This window comes from Bernardetia aquimarina (genome assembly GCF_042180575.1).
In the GTDB taxonomy this organism is placed as follows: Bacteria; Bacteroidota; Bacteroidia; order Cytophagales; family Bernardetiaceae; genus Bernardetia.
Genome location: NZ_CP170094.1, coordinates 5,637,984 through 5,656,850, shown reverse-complemented (window position 1 = coordinate 5,656,850; position 18,867 = coordinate 5,637,984). Strand labels below are relative to the sequence as shown.

The window sequence follows — 18,867 nt, the reverse complement described above, 5'->3', positions numbered from 1 at the left end:
ACACATACTTACTCCTCTACTTGTATGACCTTTACACCAAAATAAACAGCTTGTGATTTATTTTTCCAATCTTCTGGATTGGTACTCAAGTCTAGTGAAGGTTCATAAATAGTATGAGGAGGATTTTTGATTTTCGGAACAACGCAAGTATCTGATTCACAATACATTAGCAATTCTTTTCTTTCTTCTAATTGCAGAGCATAATTATATGCTTTTCCCTTTAAAATATCTGCATACGCTAAACGAATAGCATTATTTTCTTTATACAAAAATAAAAAAACAACTAAAGGAGCAATCAATTTTGTAAAAACAGAAGGTTTTGTTAAAATAGAAAATTCGTCATTCATTTCATTAGAATAAAAACAAACAAATACACTTACTACATAAAACCAACCTGTCAAAAATAAAAAATAAACAATATTATTGATACGCATCGGAAGTTCACCACCAATAGAAATATAACCAATAGAAAAACTACCAAAAACAACTCCTATCCAAACTACCAAAACCCAAAAACGATTTATTTTAAAAATAAAATTATAACTAGAATTAGAAACAATTTTTTGAGCAAAAGGAAGATAAAATAAAGTAAAAATCAGAATAGGTGTTTCGAAAAACCAATAAAAAATATAATTTAAAGAATTAGGAATGAGTTTGGGTAAAATAACCATAGGATTGGAAAGACCTGAAAAACTAGAAGCTCTAACAGAATTTCCTTCTGCAAAAATGGAAAAGCAAAAGCAAATACAAGAAAAAAGAAGTAACAAACTATAAAACTTATCTATTTTCTTAATGGTTATGACTTTTGTAAGCCAAATTACGGCTATAAAACCTACCACAAAAGAAGATATAAGTTCTATACTTCCACAGAGTGCAAAAGTAGAAAAAAAGATAAATAGATTTTCTTTAGCAGAAGATTTTGAGTCCTTAATTTTAGCTTCTCGTTCAATTAAAAATCCAACCCAAAAAAGAACAAAACAATTAGCTAATATATAGCCTAAAGCACAAATAAACCAATAAAACCCCTCTGCAAAACTTGGCATTCCATATATATATAAAACAAAAATACTTGCTGTAAGTAGTAATTTCTCTTTAATAGAGTTTGTAAAATTGAGTTTATTTATAACCCAATAATAACTTAAAAAATTAATTATAAGTATAAAAAAAATAAATATAGAATAAAGTATAGGATGGTACGATATAGCCTTTAAAAAAAAATAGCTAAAAAAAACAGAAAAATATCGTCCTGACCACCCCATATACATAGAATAGACAAACTCCCATATACTCATAGAAGAGAGAGAGTTAAAAAAATTATATTCATCAGCTACTGGGCGAGCAAAAAAAGCCAAGACAAAAAAAGGTAGAATACACAAAAAAAGAAAAATGATTTTCAAATTTAGGCTGTATGCTTTTTTAGATAGAATCATTTTTCTTTCTTTTTTTTAATAAAATGATTAACTATTATTCTTCAATACGTTTGATTTTTGCCCCTAAAGCATTCAGACGCTTATCAATAAACTGGTATCCTCTATCAATTTGTTCTGCATTGTGAATAGTACTTTTTCCTTGTGCCGAAAGAGCTGCCAAAAGAAGAGAAACACCTGCACGAATATCAGGAGAAGTCATCGTAATACCTCTCAAATCTTGTTGTCTTCCTAGTCCTAAAACAGTAGCACGGTGTGGGTCGCAAAGAATAATTTTTGCCCCCATATCAATCAATTTATCTACAAAAAACAAACGACTTTCAAACATTTTTTGATGAATCATGAGCGTTCCATGTGCCTGTGTAGCCACCACCAAAACAATGGAAATCAAATCAGGTGTAAAACCAGGCCAAGGCGCATCTGAAATAGTCATTATCGAACCATCAATAAAAGAATCTATGTGATAATGTTCTTGAGCAGGAATAATAATATCATCATCTTCAAAAACCATCTGAACTCCTAGTTTTTTGAATGTATTCGGAATACAACCTAGTTTATCTATACGAGCATTTTTGATACGAATTTCGGAAGCAGTCAGCGCAGCAAGACCAATAAAGCTACCTATTTCTATCATATCTGGAAGCATGGTATGTTCTGTTCCTCCTAATGTTTCGACACCTTCAATAATCAGAAGATTCGAACCAATACCTTCTATTTTTGCGCCCATTCTACAAAGCATATCACAAAGCTGTTGAATATAAGGCTCACAAGCTGCATTATAAAGAGTTGTTTTTCCTTTAGCAAGTACAGCAGCCATCAAAATATTTGCTGTTCCTGTTACTGATGCTTCTTCTAATAAAATATACTTTCCTTTCAAATCAGTTGCATCGACATTATAATATTTATTTTCAGAATCATAACTAAAGCGTGCGCCTAATTCTTCAAATCCTTTAAAATGAGTATCTAATCTTCGTCTTCCAATTTTATCTCCTCCTGGTTGTCCTAGACGGCACTTTCCAAAACGAGCCAAAAGAGGTCCCATTATCATAACAGAACCACGCAATGCACCTCCCTTTTGAATAAAATCAGAGCTATACAAAAATTCTAAATTTATATCTTTTGCTTCAAATTTATAGGAATGGTCGCTTATTTTCTCTGTTTTTACTCCTAAATGTCCTAATAAATCAATAAGTTTTAATACATCACGAATCAGAGGAATATTATGTACAATGACAGGTTCGGCAGTCAGTAAAACAGCACAAAGTATTTGTAATGCTTCATTTTTTGCCCCTTGTGGTGTGATTTCTCCCTTTAATGGTGTTCCCCCTTCTACTTCAAAGGTTACAGATTCTTTTAGTTTTGTCATTTTTGCTAATTCTTGTTTTAGTTTTTTAGTCTTATTTTTAAAAGTAGCAGAAATTTAAGGGTTTTGATTACCAATTACAAAACGAATGCTAAGAAAAGAATTATTAATTTAATTGAGTACGAAATAAGAACATTGAATAAGGACAAGTTCATAAAAACTTTGTCAGTCGTTTTTTGGTAATCCAAAATAACTCTGACAAGAGTTTAGGTTGCATAAACTATTGACAGCCTTGTGAAAGGACTGTCAAAGTTGAAAAAATTTCACTTAATTTATCAAGCTGAACAATCAAATTTTGCTAAATTAAACCAAAGCATATACCACTTTCCATCAACATTAGTAAATCCAATTTCAAGATAATCATCTGTCAAAACAACAATACGACTTATTTTTTTGTCTGTATTTTTGGCAAATTCTTTCTCTTCCTTTGAATGCACTTTCTCAATTATTTTTTCATTTATTTCTATTCCTTTTTCTATTTCATTGAAAGAAGAAGTTGTTTGATAAAATGTACCTTGTTTTGAAAATGACTCACAATCAAATCTAGGCATTTCCTCTTTTTTTGGATTTTTTCCATTGAATTTTTTGAAATAGGATTCTAAATGAGGTAGTTGTTCATATACTTCATCTAAATCTTGGAAATGTTCGACAATAGACACAGCCCCTGGTTTGTGATTGATATAAAAACCAAGTTTGGGATGAATATATTCTTTTAGTTCATTATCAGAAGGGATAGCTAAAAATTTTGTAAGAACTCTCTCAAATTCATTTTTTTGTAAAGAATTTGACGAAGAAGCTGCCAATAATACTTTTTCAGAATCTACTTGCTCCCAACTATCAATAGTATCAGAGCAGCTAGATAAACTTAAAGTACTAATAGCACAAAAAATAAAGAAGGAAGACCTAATAAAAGATCTTAATTTAGAAAAGTAAGTATTCATAATTGTTTATTTAGGATAGTTTTTTATAATGAACGTAAATGATAAAAAAAAGTTTATAGGATTTTACAAAGAAAAAATTTCTTTATACATATTTACTCATAAATAGTAAAAAAGAAAAAAGATATTCCTAAATAAATAAGAATATCTTTCTTTTAATAATTACTTCTGAACGTATTTTTTTGAGTTTAATTACACGCATTCAAATTACATCGCATACTCAGACAAAAACTTAATACGCATGAGTCGGAGTTCGTCTTCGCCATATTCGTCTTCTTCGAATTCATCTAAAGCATCTTGAATACTATCTGTTTCTGCATTCATAAAGTAGTCATAGATTTCATCTTGACGATCATAATCCATTATTTTATCAATATAATAATCAAGATTTAATTTTGTTCCTGAATAACAAATATGTTCTATTTCAGAAATTAAATCTCCTACTTTCATATTTTTTGCATCAGCAATTTCTTCTAAATCAATCATTCTATCAATCTGTTGGATAATAAAAATCTTAACTTTTGATTTATTAGCTGTTTGTTTTACTAAAACTTCTGCATCTGTTTCGATATCATTATCTTCCACATATTTGTTGATGGCATCTAAGAATACTTTACCAAATTTATCCACTTTTGCCATTCCGACACCATTTATTTGTGCCAGTTCGTCATTTGTAGTCGGATAAACGGTTGCCATTTCTTCCAAACTTGGGTCTTGAAAGATTACATAAGGAGGAAATCCTTTATCTTTTGCTAATTTTTTACGTAATTTTTTGAGTAAATCAAATAAAACAGGGTCGTGTCCTTTGTCTTGTGCTGTTCCTCCAATTTCTTTTTCTTCGTCTTCAGCCGTAATTTTGCTAAAATCATGGTCTTCTGTTAGCATTACTTTATGTGCTTTTGGGTCTTCCAAAAACTTACGTCCTTTATCATTGAGTTTTACCACACCATGATTATCAAAGTCTTTATTGAGATAATTGAATAATAAAACTTGACGAATTACAGAACGCCAATACTGAACTGTTTGGTCTTTTCCTTTTCCAAAAACACTTACTTTATTATGACTATAACTTTTGACATAATCTGTTTCTTTTCCCATTAGTACATCAGCAATATGACTAATCGTAAAACGTTCTTCTGTTTCTTTGACAGCTTTCAAAACCCATTCAGCATGTTCATTAGCTTCAAATTTTGGTCTTGGTTTGTCAGTATTATCATTAAAGCCTCCATCTTTTTCTACATTTTCACCAAAATAATGAAGTAATTGTCTTCTTCTACAAACTCCAGAAGTAGCATAATCCATCATTTCTTGTAGTAAATAACGGGCATTATCTCGCTCTGTAACAGGTTTGTCTTTATTAAATTTTTCTAGTTTGTGAATATCTTCTGGACTATAAAACATGATACAATCAGCATTGAGTCCATCTCTTCCTGCTCGTCCTGTTTCTTGATAATATCCTTCTAATGATTTTGGAGCATCATAATGAATCACACAACGAACATCTGGCTTATCAATTCCCATTCCGAAGGCGATTGTAGCTACAATAATATCTACTTCTTCATTGAGAAATGCATCTTGATTTTGCATTCGGATACTAGAATCCAAACCTGCATGATAAGGACGTGATTTTATATCATTAACTTTTAAAAACTCGTGTATTTCTTCTACTTTTTTTCTACTCAAACAATAGATAATTCCTGATTGTCCTTTCTTTCCTTTTAAATATTTTATGAGTTGCTTTTTTACATTTGTTTTCGGACGCACTTCATAATACAAATTCTGACGATTAAATGAAGTTTTGAAAACATTTGCATCTTCCATGTGAAGATTTTTCTGAATATCTTGTTGTACTTTTGGTGTTGCCGTTGCTGTAAGAGCAATGATAGGCAAATCCCCTAAGGCATCTACAATGAAACGAATACGACGGTATTCTGGACGAAAATCGTGTCCCCATTCTGAAATACAGTGTGCTTCATCAATAGCAATAAAAGAAATATTTGCTTTCGCTAAAAAGTCTAAGTTTTCTTGTTTGGTAAGAGATTCAGGGGCAACATAGAGTAGTTTTGTATCTCCTGCCAATACTGATTTTTTTACTTTATTACTTTCTGATTTAGAGAGCGTAGAATTGAGAAAAGAAGCATTTATTCCAACTGCATTGAGCTGATCGACTTGATTTTTCATGAGAGCTATCAAAGGCGAAATGACAATCGCTGTTCCTTCCCTTACAATAGCAGGGAGTTGATAACAAAGCGATTTGCCTGCTCCTGTTGGCATAATTACAAATGTATTTTTGCCATCAAGAAGATTTTGAATAATTGTTTCTTGATTTCCTCTAAACTGATTATATCCAAAAACTTCTTTAAGTGTTTTTTTGAGATTTATTTTTTGCTCTACCATTTTAAAACCTTTTGTAAGATAGGGTACGACTTAGGAAATAGTGTAATACGAGATTAGATGATCTGTAATTTTAATTAATTACATCTATCCATTTATTTGAATCTTATCTAAATCTTTTGTCTTCTACTATATCTTATTATTTCGTGCTGATTGAAATTTTATTTTTTTATTTATATAATAAAGTTAGCACAAAACTTTTAGAAAACAAGGCTAATTATGTGTTTTATTAGAATAGAAAGAAAAATAATTCACACTATCGTACTTTTCTATTCACTATTTAGTTATAAATTATTTGTAAAACAGTTACGAATATAATTTTTAATAAGCCCTTCGATTTACGAATTTATTCACTACCAATATACTCAATTACTGTAAAAAAACAACTATTTTGAGCAGGATATTTCTAATTTATGAAATTATTAGAGGGTATGTTTGAAGACCTTACCATTTTCAAAATGGTCTATTGTTTTGATAGGACTAAAATCTTTTAATGAAATTTGTATTCCTTTTTTATCCAAAATTCGTAAAGGCGTTTTTCCATAAAAAGAAGCCCACATAGAATACGAACTTGGCACACCCAAAATATAATCACAGGCAGCCAAGCAATACATATCTTCCAAAAAATGGTTAGTAGAAAAACAAATATCTAAATTTTGTTCTTCAAAAGGTTTTGTTTCAATTTTATCATTTGAACAAAGTAAAAAACGAACTTTTTGGTTTACATTTTTAACATCATTTTCTATTTCGTCTTTAATTTGAACCAAAAAACTAGCATATTCTTTCCATTCAAAATAATATTTTCCTCCAAAAAAATCTTTATAATCGCCTCTTCGGATATGCACACCTATCAAAATATCAGTGTCCTGTCTTCTTTTTTCTATTAATTCATTTACATTATCCAAATACTTTTGTTGAGGCTTGAAAATGATTCGAAGTTTATTCGCATGTTTTTCAAAGTTTTGATAATCTCTAAAGTTCCAACCCTGTACGAAAAGAATTTTCTTTGTTTTTTCTAAAAACTCTTGACTATTCAAATCATATTTTCGTTCGTCTTTATCATACTCTGAAATATTTAGTGTTTCTATCCACCTTTTATTTTTATCAATTTTGGGCAAACGATAACGTAAACGCTCTAAATTTTGTCGTAAAAACTTATCTATTATTTCATTTTCTGAAAGACGAGTTTTGATAGAATAATTTAGAAATTTATTTTGAGCAATAGTAGGAAAATACTCTTCATACTCATCAAAATTGGGATTATAAAGTGTGTATCTATATTCGATTGCATTCGCTATAAAAAAACCAAAAGAAAAAATTCGATTAGCAAGCTGTCCAGATTTTCCGTCTATGATGACCATTTTTTATAAAATAAAATTAAGGAATATCGTAAGTTATATCTCTGTCATGGTGTGTAAAAAAATACGCATAATTTGAGCGTAATTCTTCCCAACCTTTTTCTGTTTTGAATTTTTCATTCATTACATCTTCCCAAGCTATTCTCATACTTCTAGCACAAAGCAAAGGCGCAACTTGCCCAATTCCAGTTCCCAAACCCGAAAGTGCAACTGTCTTAACTTTATCTTTTATAAGCTCTCCATTTTCAAATTTCCCATAATTTAGAAGTGTCAAAATTGCTTTCATACTCAAATATATATTCGGACTTCTATGAATTGTCATGGGAGTTCGCATAGTTGGAGCAGAAACCAAGTAGGGAAAATCAGTGTGGTCTGTGGGAATAATTTCGGCTTGTCCGACCAAAAGTTCGCCAAAATATTTTTCTCTAATTACTTTTTGAAGTCTTTTTTCAATATGCCAACCCAAATTTTTAGAAATAGCAAAATCAATTCCTCCATTCATAAATCCAAAACTATTAGCAGGACTTACAATAACATCAGAGGGATAATTAAAAATCGAATCGTTCTTGACAATTACATTTTCTACGTCTTGAAAAACTTTTTCCCAAGCAGCAGTAACTTTTTCGTTTGTATCTACAAAATAAAATTTCATTTTGTAAATTTAAGAATGAATTTTCACAAAAACTAGAATACAGTCAAAGGCAAGCCTTTAACCTACGATAAAAATCTATTATTTTTTTTGAATGCTCTCTGTCATTAATTTATAAATTTGGCTAAAACCACTATTCAAATTCATTTCTTCAATCATTTGCAAATGTTTTTCAATTACCTTTTCGTCTTTTCTAATTGCAGGACCTGTTTGAGCATTTGATGGATTTATTTCTAATGCTTTTTGAAGAGTTTCCTCCAAAAGAGGTTTGAGCATATCAAAAGGAAGATTTTTTTCTTTCAAAATTTGCTCGCTGATTGTCCATAAATAATTGGAAAAATTACACGCAAAAACGGCAGCCACATGCAAAATACTTCTATCTTTTGAAGAAACTTGAAATACTTTTTGAGAGAACTGCTTTGCTAGATTTGTCAGTTTTTCTTCAATTTCTTTCTCATTTGCTTTATCGTTTGCTTCTATGCAAAAAGGAATAGAACTAAAATCTACTTCTTTTGCCTTACTAAAAGTCTGTAAAGGATAAAAAACACCAATTTTTTCTATTTTTTCTCCTAATACATTTTGATTAGCTAATTTCAACATTTCCATCGACTGCGAACCCGAAGTATGCGCCAAAATACAGTTCTTTGGAAGAATAAGTTTTGACAAAACACTCTCAAAAGCTCCGTCTGCAATAGATAAAATAGCTAAATCTGCATCTGTTTTAGAAAAATCTAGCTGATTGATAGAATAATGAATTTCAATATTTTGATTATTCTCTCTATCAATTTTTTGCTTTAAAGTTTCTGCATTGTGTTTAGTTCTACTCCAAATATGAGTGATTTGTAAGTCTTTTTTTTTAGAAAATAATACTGCCAAATGCCAAGCTACATTTCCAGCACCAATGAAGATAGTTTTCAAATTAATTACGAGTTACGAATTTAACACTACAATTTCAGCAAAGATAAAAATATAGCCAATTTCATCCTTATCTTTTTTATTTTCCATCGTAGATGGAAGGATTCAATACTTTTTCTAAATCGCCAATTTTAAGCAACTCTTGAATAGTTTGTTGAATACATTCTCTTGTCAATTCTTTTACAAACAAATCAGGAGGCTTTTGATAAAGTCCTCCTAGATTTTGACCTGTTTCTTTATCAGAGTTGATAGCTGTTTCTAAGAATTTATACGTCCAAACATTCAAACCATAATGTCGTCCATCTTCTAAATCAACATGAATGTTACAAAACTCATTTTCTATATTCCAGTTATTAGGTTCTACCTCTTCAAATTCTAACCACAGTGTAAATTTTGGGTTTACTATATTTTTGGCTTTCATTTTTTAGTAAAAATAGATAGTTTACAAACTGATTACTACTTACTGGTAACTGAAAACAGTTTCTTTTTATCTCCAGTCAGTTCATAATATTTATGTTTTCCTTCTGTATCTTGAACTGCCACGACGTGCAAAATAGGAACACCTAGTTCTTTTAGTGAAAAGTTTAATAGCCTTTCTTCTGTTGTTTCTAAATTAAACTGTCCGATAGTTTGTTTTGGTGCTGGAGTTTGGTGTTCTGTTTCGTTTTCTCCTTCACTTCTACACTCTTCACAATGACTTTCGTAATCAAAAATTCGGAAAGAAGGACGATAAAACTCTATTTCTTTCTGACAGCCACGACAAGACATCGTTTTTACAAATGTTCTATCTCCTCTAAAGTCTAACGTTGCGCCTTCGCCTGAATGCTCTGCTTTAGAAATTTCTTTTAGAAAATCTTTAAGTAAAATATCTGTATCCAAATCTAAAGAAATAATTTCATCATAACTCGCTTGATGCGCCCAACAATCTGGATTATCTGGCATATCAAAAACATCAAATTCATTTGTTTTTCCTTGATAATAAATTTGTTTTCCGACAGCTACATCTTGTCCACAAAGAAATTTTATTACTTCCTGTACTTGCAGCGCACCTACCAAAGCCGAAGCAATCTGAACCGTAGGAATTTTGCCTTCACTAACAACTTGCTTTTTAAAATCATCACACGAATAACGCTCTCTGGCTGCCTGCCATTGATTTGGCGACAAACTACACTGATAACAAGGCGCATGAGGAGGCTGATAAAAATTGATTCTCAAACCTAACTCATAAATTCCTGCATCAATCCAAGGTGTACCAGCCAAATAACATTGTTTGTTTACAGCAATTCTAGTTTCGACATTATCCAAACACCCCAAAACTATATCTACATGTCTGTAAACGCCTGTTCCGAGTTCCCAAACTACATCGCCTTCAAAATAATTGACTTTAAAATCATCTGATAAAGCCATTTCTTTAATTCTTTCGGCTGCTGTTTGTGCTTTTCGTTTGCCTTCATCACCTTTTTTGAATAAAACAGTTCGGCTAAGGTTAGACTTTGAAATATCATCAAAATCTGTAATTAAAATACTTCCAACTCCTAAGAGAGCCAAATTTTTGAGTGTTTCGTTGCCGATTGCCCCAGCACCTACTACCAAAACGGTTGCATTTTTTAGTTTGTCTTGTTGCCACCAGTCTATTCTTTCTTGACGGTCAAAAAAACTGTCTTCTGTGGTAGATGTATTGGTTATTTCGAATTTTGACATAGTTTCTTGTTGTTTTGTGTGTCGCTCGTGAGGACACGAGCAACGGCTATATTTTGTTTAAATCTCTTTCTGACAGCTTGGAAGCTGACAGCTACCTATTTTATGATTTATAAAATAAATTCAAATTTCCGTTTTCTGTTTTTTTGGTAGAATAGGCCTTTGCATCATTTTTTCTGATTACATTTTCTACTCTTTGATTCGCTAATAAAGTATAATTTTTATCGATTTCAAAACCAATAAAGTTTCTATTCAATTTTTTGGCTGCAACTGCTGTTGTTCCACTTCCCATAAAAGGATCAAGAACGATTTGATTTTCAGTTGTTGTAAGTGTTATCAAAAATTCTAATAATGCAACAGGTTTTTGAGCTTCATGAAATTTATTTTCATCATAAACAGATTCAAAACCAAATTCTAATAAATTTGTTGGACTTGTTCCATTTATTTTGCACTCTTCAATATTTAAAGCTCCAACATCATTTTTCAGAATATTATCTGTAATTGTAATTTTGTAGGGCTTAAAAAACCAAGCAATCGGTTCGTAAATAGGTGCAAGATTTCCCAAACGCCACCCTTTCCATTTTTCTGCATCTTCTTTTAAACCACGTTTTTCTAAAATACCTGAAAGACGTTGCGCTCTATGATGAGCTGAAGGCTTTTTCCAAGCCAAAACATCTTTCAATAAAAAACCACTATCTTCAAACGCATTTATAGCTCGGTGTAATGTTCTTCTTGCACCAAAAACAAACACTGATGCACCCTCTTTCATAATTGGAAAAATAAGTGATGACCAACTTTCACACCATTCTTGATATTCTTTTCCACTATTTCTGTCTGCCGAACTCCAACCATTTATTGGTTTTCCTCTACGTTTAAATCCTGTTTTTCCTTTTTGTGCTGGAGACTCTCCTAAAAGAGCTGAATTTGTATTCTTATGTAAAACATCCCATTCATCTAAATTTATTCCATACGGAATATCAGAAAGAAATAAATCTATACTTTCAGTTTCCAAATGCTTTAAATGTTCTATACAATCTCCATTTGTAATTGTATTTATATATTCTTTATTCATAGTTTAAGTAATTGAAATATTAATTGTTTTTTCAATCGTTTTAATTTTATTCTCTATTTTTTCAGACTTAATTAATAATTTTATTGCGTCTTCTTTTGATAGCTTTTAAAAACATTCAATTTTTTCAGTCCAATAATTAATACCTTCTTGTCCAATTTGTTTTGTTTTTTGGATTTCTAAATTCCTATACTGTTGTATTTTTTCAATAGGTTGATTTACTGAATTTGCAACTGTTCTATCAATAAACTCCCAATATTGAACAGCATCTTGAAGTTTTAAATCAGATTTTTCAGAAAGTTTTTTTCCTGTTTCTAAAACAGATTTTAAAGAATTTTGACTAGAGAAATCAAGTAAAAAATGCAAATGAGTATAAGAGAGAAGTGTTACATTTTTAGAAACAGCTTGAGAATATATCTGACTTTTACGACTAGGATATTGTGCCAAAGGAGCAACTAATAAAGCATAATTATTTGTTTCTCGCCAATTGTCTAAAGCATTTACTTTAAAATCCTTTTGATTTTTGGCTGTTCTACTTAATCTAAATGTTTTTGCATCTGCTACCAATGTATAATCTTTGGTTCTTCCCAAAACGTCAGCAGAATTCCCTCTAGCTCCCAAAACTTCCGATTTTATTCCTAGATAATTCAATGATTGAGCTAAAAAAATATCTGAAAGTTTAGCCCATATTTTTTCTTCTGAGCTATCATGGTCAAACATTTCTGGCAAAATCCCTACATCAATTATATTTTTAATTATTTTTTTCTTAGTGATAGTTGCTACATAGGCTTCTAGTTGCTCAAAAGCATTTTTTTCTTTAGCAACTTTGAAAACTAAATCTATTAGTTCTTTACGCATATTTTTTATTATTAGTATAATCAGCTAAAATACTAAAAAACTGTTATTTCTCACAAATAATAAGTTCAATACCTCCCATTTTAGCAGCCGTTTCTGAAAATGAACTTGCATGAGAGCCATATATTTTTGAAGTTTTAGAAAGACAAGCCACATCAATATAAGCATCTTGAACACCTTTTTCGGAATCTCTATCAAATGCCTTTTCTGGGTTGGTTATGATTTTTTTTCCAAATAATTGTATAAGTTCTTTTTCAGTTGCTTTATCATCAGTAGCTAAGAAAAAATTGGTTTCTTCGTTTAAAGCTATTTCTTCATTCATTTTTTCTATGAAAAGCGACAACGGACTTTTTTCTATTGCACCTGCATGGTCTGTCCTACGAATATGCAAACCGATTGTAAGACTTGAAAAATCCTTTGTAATTTGACTTATTTTATTTTGAATAGAAGAATGAACTACAAAATTTGAAAAAGGAATATTCATTGTTTCAGCATTCATAGAATATTTATGGGCATAATCAATTTCAAAATCAAAACAAGAAACTATATATAAGGAAGTATGTGTTTTTAATTCATTAAAATCAAAATTATTATTAATGAGTTTAAACATTTCATCTTGATAGATAATTTTATCAAAACCTTTTTCTTTTCCTAAAATCTGACGAAATTTCGATGATTTTTGATAATTTTCTTCTGTGGGCGAAATTACATTCCAAACATTTGCTATGTGCAGTGGATTGAGCATGTTTTTTCCAGTAAAAGGCTGCGTTTCAATTACTTTTATTTTATTATTTGGCTGAAATAGACTTTTATAACTTGCTCCTAACTCATGATTATTTTCCCAAACAACTGTAATATAATCAGTTTTATCTGTTGTTTTTAGTAAATTAAGAACAGATTCTATGGCACGAAGACGGTTACAAAGTCCTCCTGTTGGTTGTACAACTATTTTTTTTAGCATTATTCTTTATCTTCGAACACTAAAGTATTCAGTACATTTTTCACACGCTAAAGCGTATGCTACTTTTTCACGAAATTACTAAACAGTTTTAGATTTTGATTTGATTAAGTCCTTTTTTTATCTATTTTTAGAAATAAATCAATTCAAAACACACAAAGACATTCATTATTTTTCTTATTACACAATTCGCATTTATCATTTTACTATCCTTTTTTACTGGTAACTGATAATTGTTTACTGATAACTGATATATGCAAAAAGAAAATATAAAAAAATTAGACCGTATTTTGGTCGCCAATCGTGGAGAAATTGCAATTCGTATTCTTCGTGCAGCCTCCGAACTTAATATTCGAACTGTTGCTATTTATACCTATGAAGACCGTTATTCTTTACACCGTTATAAAGCTGATGAAGCCTATATTATTGGTGCAGAAGACGACCCTCTGAAACCTTATTTGGATATTGAAGAAATTATTGCGCTGGCAAAAGCTAAAAAAATTGATGCCATTCATCCGGGGTACGGGTTTTTGTCTGAAAATGTTCATTTTGCAGAACGCTGTCGTCAAGAAGGGATTATTTTTGTAGGACCACTTCCAGAAGTAATGAATCAATTAGGCGACAAAGTAGCTGCCAAAATAATTGCTCGTCGTGCATTAGTTCCAGTTATTGAAGATAGTAAAGACCCATTGAGTGATGTCAATGTTGCAGTAAAAGAAGCTACTAGAATTGGTTATCCTGTTATTATAAAAGCTGCTGGTGGTGGTGGTGGACGTGGAATGCGTGTCTGTCATGACGAACCAACTCTCATAAAATCATTCAAAGAAGCAAAAAGTGAAGCCAAAAAAGCCTTTAATGATGATAGGATTTTCTTAGAAAAATATATCGACAATCCGAAGCATATCGAAGTTCAGATAATGGCTGATAATTATGGACGAACCGTTCATTTGTTTGAGCGTGATTGTTCGGTACAACGTCGTTTTCAAAAAGTGGTAGAGGTTGCGCCAAGCCTTACACTTTCACAGCCTACAAAATATGCGCTTTATGATTATGCTTTATCGATTGCAAAAGAAGTAAAATATAATAATGTCGGAACAGTTGAGTTTTTGGTAGATGCCGATGAAAATATTTATTTTATTGAAGTAAATCCACGAGTTCAGGTTGAGCATACAATTACAGAAGAAGTAACAGGAATTGATATTGTTCGTACTCAAATTTTGATTGCTCAAGGTTATCCACTTACAGACAAACGCATTTATATTCATAGTCAAGCTGATGTTCCTTGCAATGGTTTTGCTATTCAATGTAGAATTACAACAGAAGACCCAGTAAATAATTTCAAACCTGATTTTGGTCTTATTGTCGCTTATCGTTCTGCTGATGGTTATGGAATCCGTCTTGATGCAGGAAATTGTTATACAGGCGCACGAATTTCTCCATTTTTTGACCCAATGCTTATCAAAGTTTCGGCAAAAGGACGCACACTTTGGGGAGCTGCTATTCGTTTACATCGTGCTTTGAGAGAATTTCGAATTAGAGGCGTAAAAACAAATATTGATTTTCTTTTGAATGTAATTTCACATCCAGAATTTCAAAAAGGAGCTGCAACTGTTAAGTTTATTGATAATTATCCAGAGTTATTTGAAATGCCTCGTCGTTTTGATAGAGGAACAAAAATACTGCGTTACATTGCCGAAACGACTGTAAATGGCAATGAAAGTGTAAAAAAATTAGACCCAACAAAAACATTCAGAACTCCAAAAATTCCAGATTTTGATAAAAAATATCAAGATTCTTTTCCAAAAGGAACAAAAGACAAACTCAACAAATTGGGTAGAGAAGATTTTTGTAAGTGGCTCAAAAACGATAAAGCAATTCATTATACAGACACAACATTGAGAGATGCTCATCAGTCTTTATTGGCTACTCGTGTTCGTCCTTATGATATGCTTGCTGTTACAGAAAGTTTTGCCAAAAACCACCCAGAAGTATTTTCTTTGGAAATGTGGGGAGGAGCTACTTTTGATGTTTCGATGCGATTCTTGCACGAAGACCCTTGGGAACGCTTAAAAAATATTCGAAAGGCTGCACCAAATATTCTTTTACAAATGTTACTTCGTGGCTCAAATGCAGTGGGTTATAAAGCATACCCTGATAATTTGGTTGTTAAGTTTATTGAAGAAGCCTCACAAAATGGTATTGATATTTTCAGAGTTTTTGATTCTTTAAACTGGGTCGAAGCAATGAAAGTAAGTATCAAAACGATTAGAAAAAATACAAATTCGTTGGCAGAAGCCTGTATTTGTTATACTGGCGATATTATCACAAATCCAAAAGGAAAGTATAATTTACAGTATTATTTAGATTTGGCAAAGCAGTTGGAAGACGAAGGAGCGCATATTTTGGCAATCAAAGATATGGCAGGACTTCTTAGACCGTATGCAGCCGAATTATTAGTTTCAAAACTCAAAGAAACCGTACAAATTCCGATTCATTTGCATACGCACGATACTTCTTCTATTCAGTCTGGAACGTATTTGAAAGCGATTGAAGCAGGTGTAAATGTGGTCGATGTTGCACTTGCGTCTATGTCTGGCTTGACTTCTCAACCATCTTTCAATTCAATGGTTGCAGCAATGGAAGGACATGAGCGTGAGCAAAAAATCTATTTACCAAAACTAAATGCCTTTTCGAATTATTGGGAAGATATAAGAGAAGTTTATTATCCTTTTGAGTCTGATTTGAAGGCTGGAACAGCAGAAGTTTATGAACACGAAATACCAGGAGGTCAGTATTCAAACTTACGTCCACAGGCAGAATCATTAGGTTTGGGAGATAAATTCCAAGAAGTAAAGAAAAATTATGCTGTTGCAAATGAGCTTTTTGGAGATTTGATTAAAGTAACTCCTAGCTCTAAAGTAGTAGGCGATTTTGCTTTATTTATGACGGCAAATGGTTATACAAAAGCTGATATTTTGGAAAATGGAGCAAATATGTCTTTTCCAGAATCAATAAAAGAAATGATGCGTGGAGATTTGGGACAACCACAAGGAGGTTTTCCAAAGAAAGTTCAGAAGATTATTCTCAAAAAAGAAAAACCTTTTACACAGCGTCCGAACGAACATTTAGAACCGATTAATTGGGAAAAAGAATGGAAGAAATTTAAGGCAGCGTTCAAAAATGCAAATGAATTAGATTTGCTTTCTTATTTATTATATCCAAAAGTATTTACAGATTTTTATAACACAACACAAGAATTTGGAGATGTTTCTATTTTGCCTACCAAAATTTTCTTTTATGGAATCCAGCCAAATGAAGAAATTATGATTGATATTGCAGAAGGAAAAACGCTTATCGTAAAACTTCGTTCTATTAGTCAGCCAGATGAGGACGGAATGAAAACAGTTACTTTTGATATGAACGGGCAAATTCGTCGTGTCAGAGTGTTAGATAAGAGTTTGAAAATAACAAAAGTTTCTAATCAAAAAGCAAGTCCAACCGAAGACGGAGAAGTAGGTTCACCACTTCAAGGCAAAATAGCCGAAGTTTTGGTAAAAGAAGGCGATACCGTAAAAGCTGGAGAATCTCTTTTTGTAATCGAAGCCATGAAAATGGAAACAACTGTCAGCACACCGAAAGCAGGAAAAATCAAAAAGATTGTTTTAGGTGGTGGTGCGATGGTTGAGCAAGAGGATTTAGTGATTTTGGTGGAGTAAAAACTAAAGTTTTCTGAATAATTAAAATCTAAATCCTAAGTTTCTTTATATTTGAAGATTCTTAGGATTTTTTATTATTAAAAAAGAATTTCATTGAAAAATTTACATTTATACATACTCTATTTTATAGCATTTCTACTTCTAAATGCCTGTACTTCTAATAGTTCTGAAAGTACAGAAAAACTAGAGTTAGTTCCTTATTTTTATAAAAACGAACTAAATATCTTTGCTAAAGATGGAAAGTGGGGCTTTATGGATAGAGATAAAAATGTTGTTGTACATGCGAGTTATGAATATGTTCAGCGTTTTTATAGAGGAGATAGTCTATTCAATTTTACTTTTGGAAGTGTAGGAGATAGTGAATATGAACTTATTGATAACAATGGAAATATCCTTGAAAAAGATATTATAAAACGAGAAGATGTATTTTTTCAAAAAGATACAAAAGAATGGTTTTACAGATACAAAAATGAAAATATTCTATTAGAGGGAAAAGTGCCTAAAAAATATATTGGAAATAAAATTATACTTCATGATTCGATAAAAAATATAGATTATTTAGCTTCTGCTTTACCTATAAATGAAATAGAAATTGCAAAAAATCATGAACGTATAAATAAACTATATGCTATTAAAGTAGAAAATATAAAGCATTCAAAAAATACCATCTTTTATGAAAATAAGTTAGCAATAATTAAATACAAAAATATTTTATATGAAATTACTCCCACCAAAATAACAGAAGTTGTGGAATATTTGGGTAAAGAGGATAAATTTTTGACAATTAAAGAACCTACATCTTTTATTTATATAGATAAATCAATCAGTCAAAAAATGCCTTCTACAACTGTCTACTCACGTCTAGGTTTTTTTATAGATTACAAAAAGGACAGTTCATTTATTTATGATGAAGAAGGAAACTATTTTGATAAGCACAAAGGAAAAGTAAAAGATGTAATTCAGTATAAAAATAAGACTTTGCCAATTTATCATAAAGATAGTGTAGATGGATTGTCTATAAAATTACCAACAAATAAAGAGATTCTAAGAAATATCAGAAGTATTCATAATTATAATGATGTAGTGCATATAGAATTTGTTGATAGTGCAATAATTGTTACAAAAAATACTATTATAAATAATTTGAGCCATTCATTCCGAGAACAAACATTATTCGGATTTATCAAAAAAAATATACCTGATAGTATATATTTTATTCCTTATGGAAGAAAAATATCGATTGCTGTTCCTACTTACATGGAAGTTGCTATTTCAGATACTCTGACAGAAAAACAAGAACTATGGTATTCTGCAACTATAAAAAATGATGTTTTTTTCTATCGTTGTCCAGCCAAGCAAGAATTTAGTTTTCAAGATTATAAAACGAAAAAGGTAGAAACTATAAAAGGAGTAGTAAGTAGTCTAGGTTTTTCAGAAGGTTTTGCATTTCTGAAAAAAGAAAATGAAATGCTAAAAATTAATGAAAAAGGAGATATAGTTAATTAGACTTTAAAACGTAAATTTTAT

Annotated in this window: 14 protein-coding genes; 2 read left to right on the top strand and 12 right to left on the bottom strand. The window is 31.0% G+C overall.

The features are described 5' to 3' along the window. Positions 1 to 8: 8 nt before the first annotated feature. The 12 genes from ACE193_RS24355 to ACE193_RS24300 all read right to left on the bottom strand — a co-directional run bounded on the left by ACE193_RS24355 (position 9) and on the right by ACE193_RS24300 (position 13,627). Entirely contained in the window at positions 9 to 1,430 is a 1,422-nt protein-coding gene (locus ACE193_RS24355; protein WP_375560789.1) for a DUF6056 family protein, read from the bottom strand. 34 nt (positions 1,431 to 1,464) lie between these two features. Beyond that, complete coding sequence (gene murA, locus ACE193_RS24350) at positions 1,465 to 2,793, bottom strand: UDP-N-acetylglucosamine 1-carboxyvinyltransferase (protein WP_375560788.1); 1,329 nt, start codon at positions 2,791 to 2,793, stop codon at positions 1,465 to 1,467. Positions 2,794 to 3,065: 272 nt separating this feature from the next. Continuing rightward, complete coding sequence (locus tag ACE193_RS24345) at positions 3,066 to 3,731, bottom strand: hypothetical protein (RefSeq protein WP_375560787.1); 666 nt, start codon at positions 3,729 to 3,731, stop codon at positions 3,066 to 3,068. 204 nt (positions 3,732 to 3,935) lie between these two features. Next, positions 3,936 to 6,125: a DNA helicase RecQ gene (gene recQ, locus ACE193_RS24340; RefSeq protein ID WP_375560786.1), complete on the bottom strand. Its 2,190-nt coding sequence runs from the start codon at positions 6,123 to 6,125 to the stop codon at positions 3,936 to 3,938. Positions 6,126 to 6,544: 419 nt separating this feature from the next. Further along, positions 6,545 to 7,483, bottom strand: coding sequence for an alpha-1,2-fucosyltransferase (locus ACE193_RS24335; protein ID WP_375560785.1), 939 nt, complete (start codon positions 7,481 to 7,483; stop codon positions 6,545 to 6,547). 16 nt (positions 7,484 to 7,499) lie between these two features. Next, positions 7,500 to 8,132 carry a macro domain-containing protein gene (locus ACE193_RS24330; protein WP_375560784.1) on the bottom strand — a complete coding sequence of 211 codons (633 nt, stop codon included), beginning with the start codon at positions 8,130 to 8,132 and terminating at the stop codon, positions 7,500 to 7,502. 78 nt (positions 8,133 to 8,210) lie between these two features. After that, positions 8,211 to 9,047, bottom strand: coding sequence for a Rossmann-like and DUF2520 domain-containing protein (locus ACE193_RS24325; protein WP_375560783.1), 837 nt, complete (start codon positions 9,045 to 9,047; stop codon positions 8,211 to 8,213). 76 nt (positions 9,048 to 9,123) lie between these two features. Next, on the bottom strand, positions 9,124 to 9,465 hold the full coding sequence (locus ACE193_RS24320) for a hypothetical protein (protein WP_375560782.1): 342 nt from the start codon (positions 9,463 to 9,465) through the stop codon (positions 9,124 to 9,126). Between the two features lie 35 nt (positions 9,466 to 9,500). After that, the gene (locus ACE193_RS24315; protein ID WP_375560781.1) at positions 9,501 to 10,745 is read right to left on the bottom strand and encodes a ThiF family adenylyltransferase; all 1,245 of its coding nucleotides are present in this window, start codon (positions 10,743 to 10,745) and stop codon (positions 9,501 to 9,503) included. A 100-nt stretch (positions 10,746 to 10,845) separates the two neighbouring features. Continuing rightward, positions 10,846 to 11,814, bottom strand: coding sequence for a DNA-methyltransferase (locus tag ACE193_RS24310; protein ID WP_375560780.1), 969 nt, complete (start codon positions 11,812 to 11,814; stop codon positions 10,846 to 10,848). Between the two features lie 105 nt (positions 11,815 to 11,919). Then, positions 11,920 to 12,669: a HindIII family type II restriction endonuclease gene (locus ACE193_RS24305; protein WP_375560779.1), complete on the bottom strand. Its 750-nt coding sequence runs from the start codon at positions 12,667 to 12,669 to the stop codon at positions 11,920 to 11,922. Positions 12,670 to 12,712: 43 nt separating this feature from the next. Then, positions 12,713 to 13,627 (bottom strand): hypothetical protein, encoded by a 915-nt coding sequence (locus tag ACE193_RS24300; protein ID WP_375560778.1) that lies wholly within the window; start codon positions 13,625 to 13,627, stop codon positions 12,713 to 12,715. A 251-nt stretch (positions 13,628 to 13,878) separates the two neighbouring features. Between ACE193_RS24300 and ACE193_RS24295 the strand changes: the two genes are divergently transcribed. Both ACE193_RS24295 and ACE193_RS24290 read left to right on the top strand, forming a co-directional pair. Beyond that, positions 13,879 to 17,340, top strand: a complete 3,462-nt coding sequence (locus tag ACE193_RS24295; RefSeq protein WP_375560777.1) for a pyruvate carboxylase — start codon at positions 13,879 to 13,881, stop codon at positions 17,338 to 17,340. Positions 17,341 to 17,433: 93 nt separating this feature from the next. Beyond that, positions 17,434 to 18,846: a hypothetical protein gene (locus tag ACE193_RS24290; protein ID WP_375560776.1), complete on the top strand. Its 1,413-nt coding sequence runs from the start codon at positions 17,434 to 17,436 to the stop codon at positions 18,844 to 18,846. Positions 18,847 to 18,867: the final 21 nt, after the last annotated feature.

What these genes read in the sequence shown, in the direction of transcription:
- ACE193_RS24355 (WP_375560789.1), bottom strand. Translation starts at nt 1,430, where the DNA reads ATGATTCTATCTAAAAAAGCATACAGCCTAAATTTGAAAATCATTTTT.
- murA (WP_375560788.1), bottom strand. Translation starts at nt 2,793, where the DNA reads ATGACAAAACTAAAAGAATCTGTAACCTTTGAAGTAGAAGGGGGAACA.
- ACE193_RS24345 (WP_375560787.1), bottom strand. Translation starts at nt 3,731, where the DNA reads ATGAATACTTACTTTTCTAAATTAAGATCTTTTATTAGGTCTTCCTTC.
- recQ (WP_375560786.1), bottom strand. Translation starts at nt 6,125, where the DNA reads ATGGTAGAGCAAAAAATAAATCTCAAAAAAACACTTAAAGAAGTTTTT.
- ACE193_RS24335 (WP_375560785.1), bottom strand. Translation starts at nt 7,483, where the DNA reads ATGGTCATCATAGACGGAAAATCTGGACAGCTTGCTAATCGAATTTTT.
- ACE193_RS24330 (WP_375560784.1), bottom strand. Translation starts at nt 8,132, where the DNA reads ATGAAATTTTATTTTGTAGATACAAACGAAAAAGTTACTGCTGCTTGG.
- ACE193_RS24320 (WP_375560782.1), bottom strand. Translation starts at nt 9,465, where the DNA reads ATGAAAGCCAAAAATATAGTAAACCCAAAATTTACACTGTGGTTAGAA.
- ACE193_RS24315 (WP_375560781.1), bottom strand. Translation starts at nt 10,745, where the DNA reads ATGTCAAAATTCGAAATAACCAATACATCTACCACAGAAGACAGTTTT.
- ACE193_RS24310 (WP_375560780.1), bottom strand. Translation starts at nt 11,814, where the DNA reads ATGAATAAAGAATATATAAATACAATTACAAATGGAGATTGTATAGAA.
- ACE193_RS24305 (WP_375560779.1), bottom strand. Translation starts at nt 12,669, where the DNA reads ATGCGTAAAGAACTAATAGATTTAGTTTTCAAAGTTGCTAAAGAAAAA.
- ACE193_RS24300 (WP_375560778.1), bottom strand. Translation starts at nt 13,627, where the DNA reads ATGCTAAAAAAAATAGTTGTACAACCAACAGGAGGACTTTGTAACCGT.
- ACE193_RS24295 (WP_375560777.1), top strand. Translation starts at nt 13,879, where the DNA reads ATGCAAAAAGAAAATATAAAAAAATTAGACCGTATTTTGGTCGCCAAT.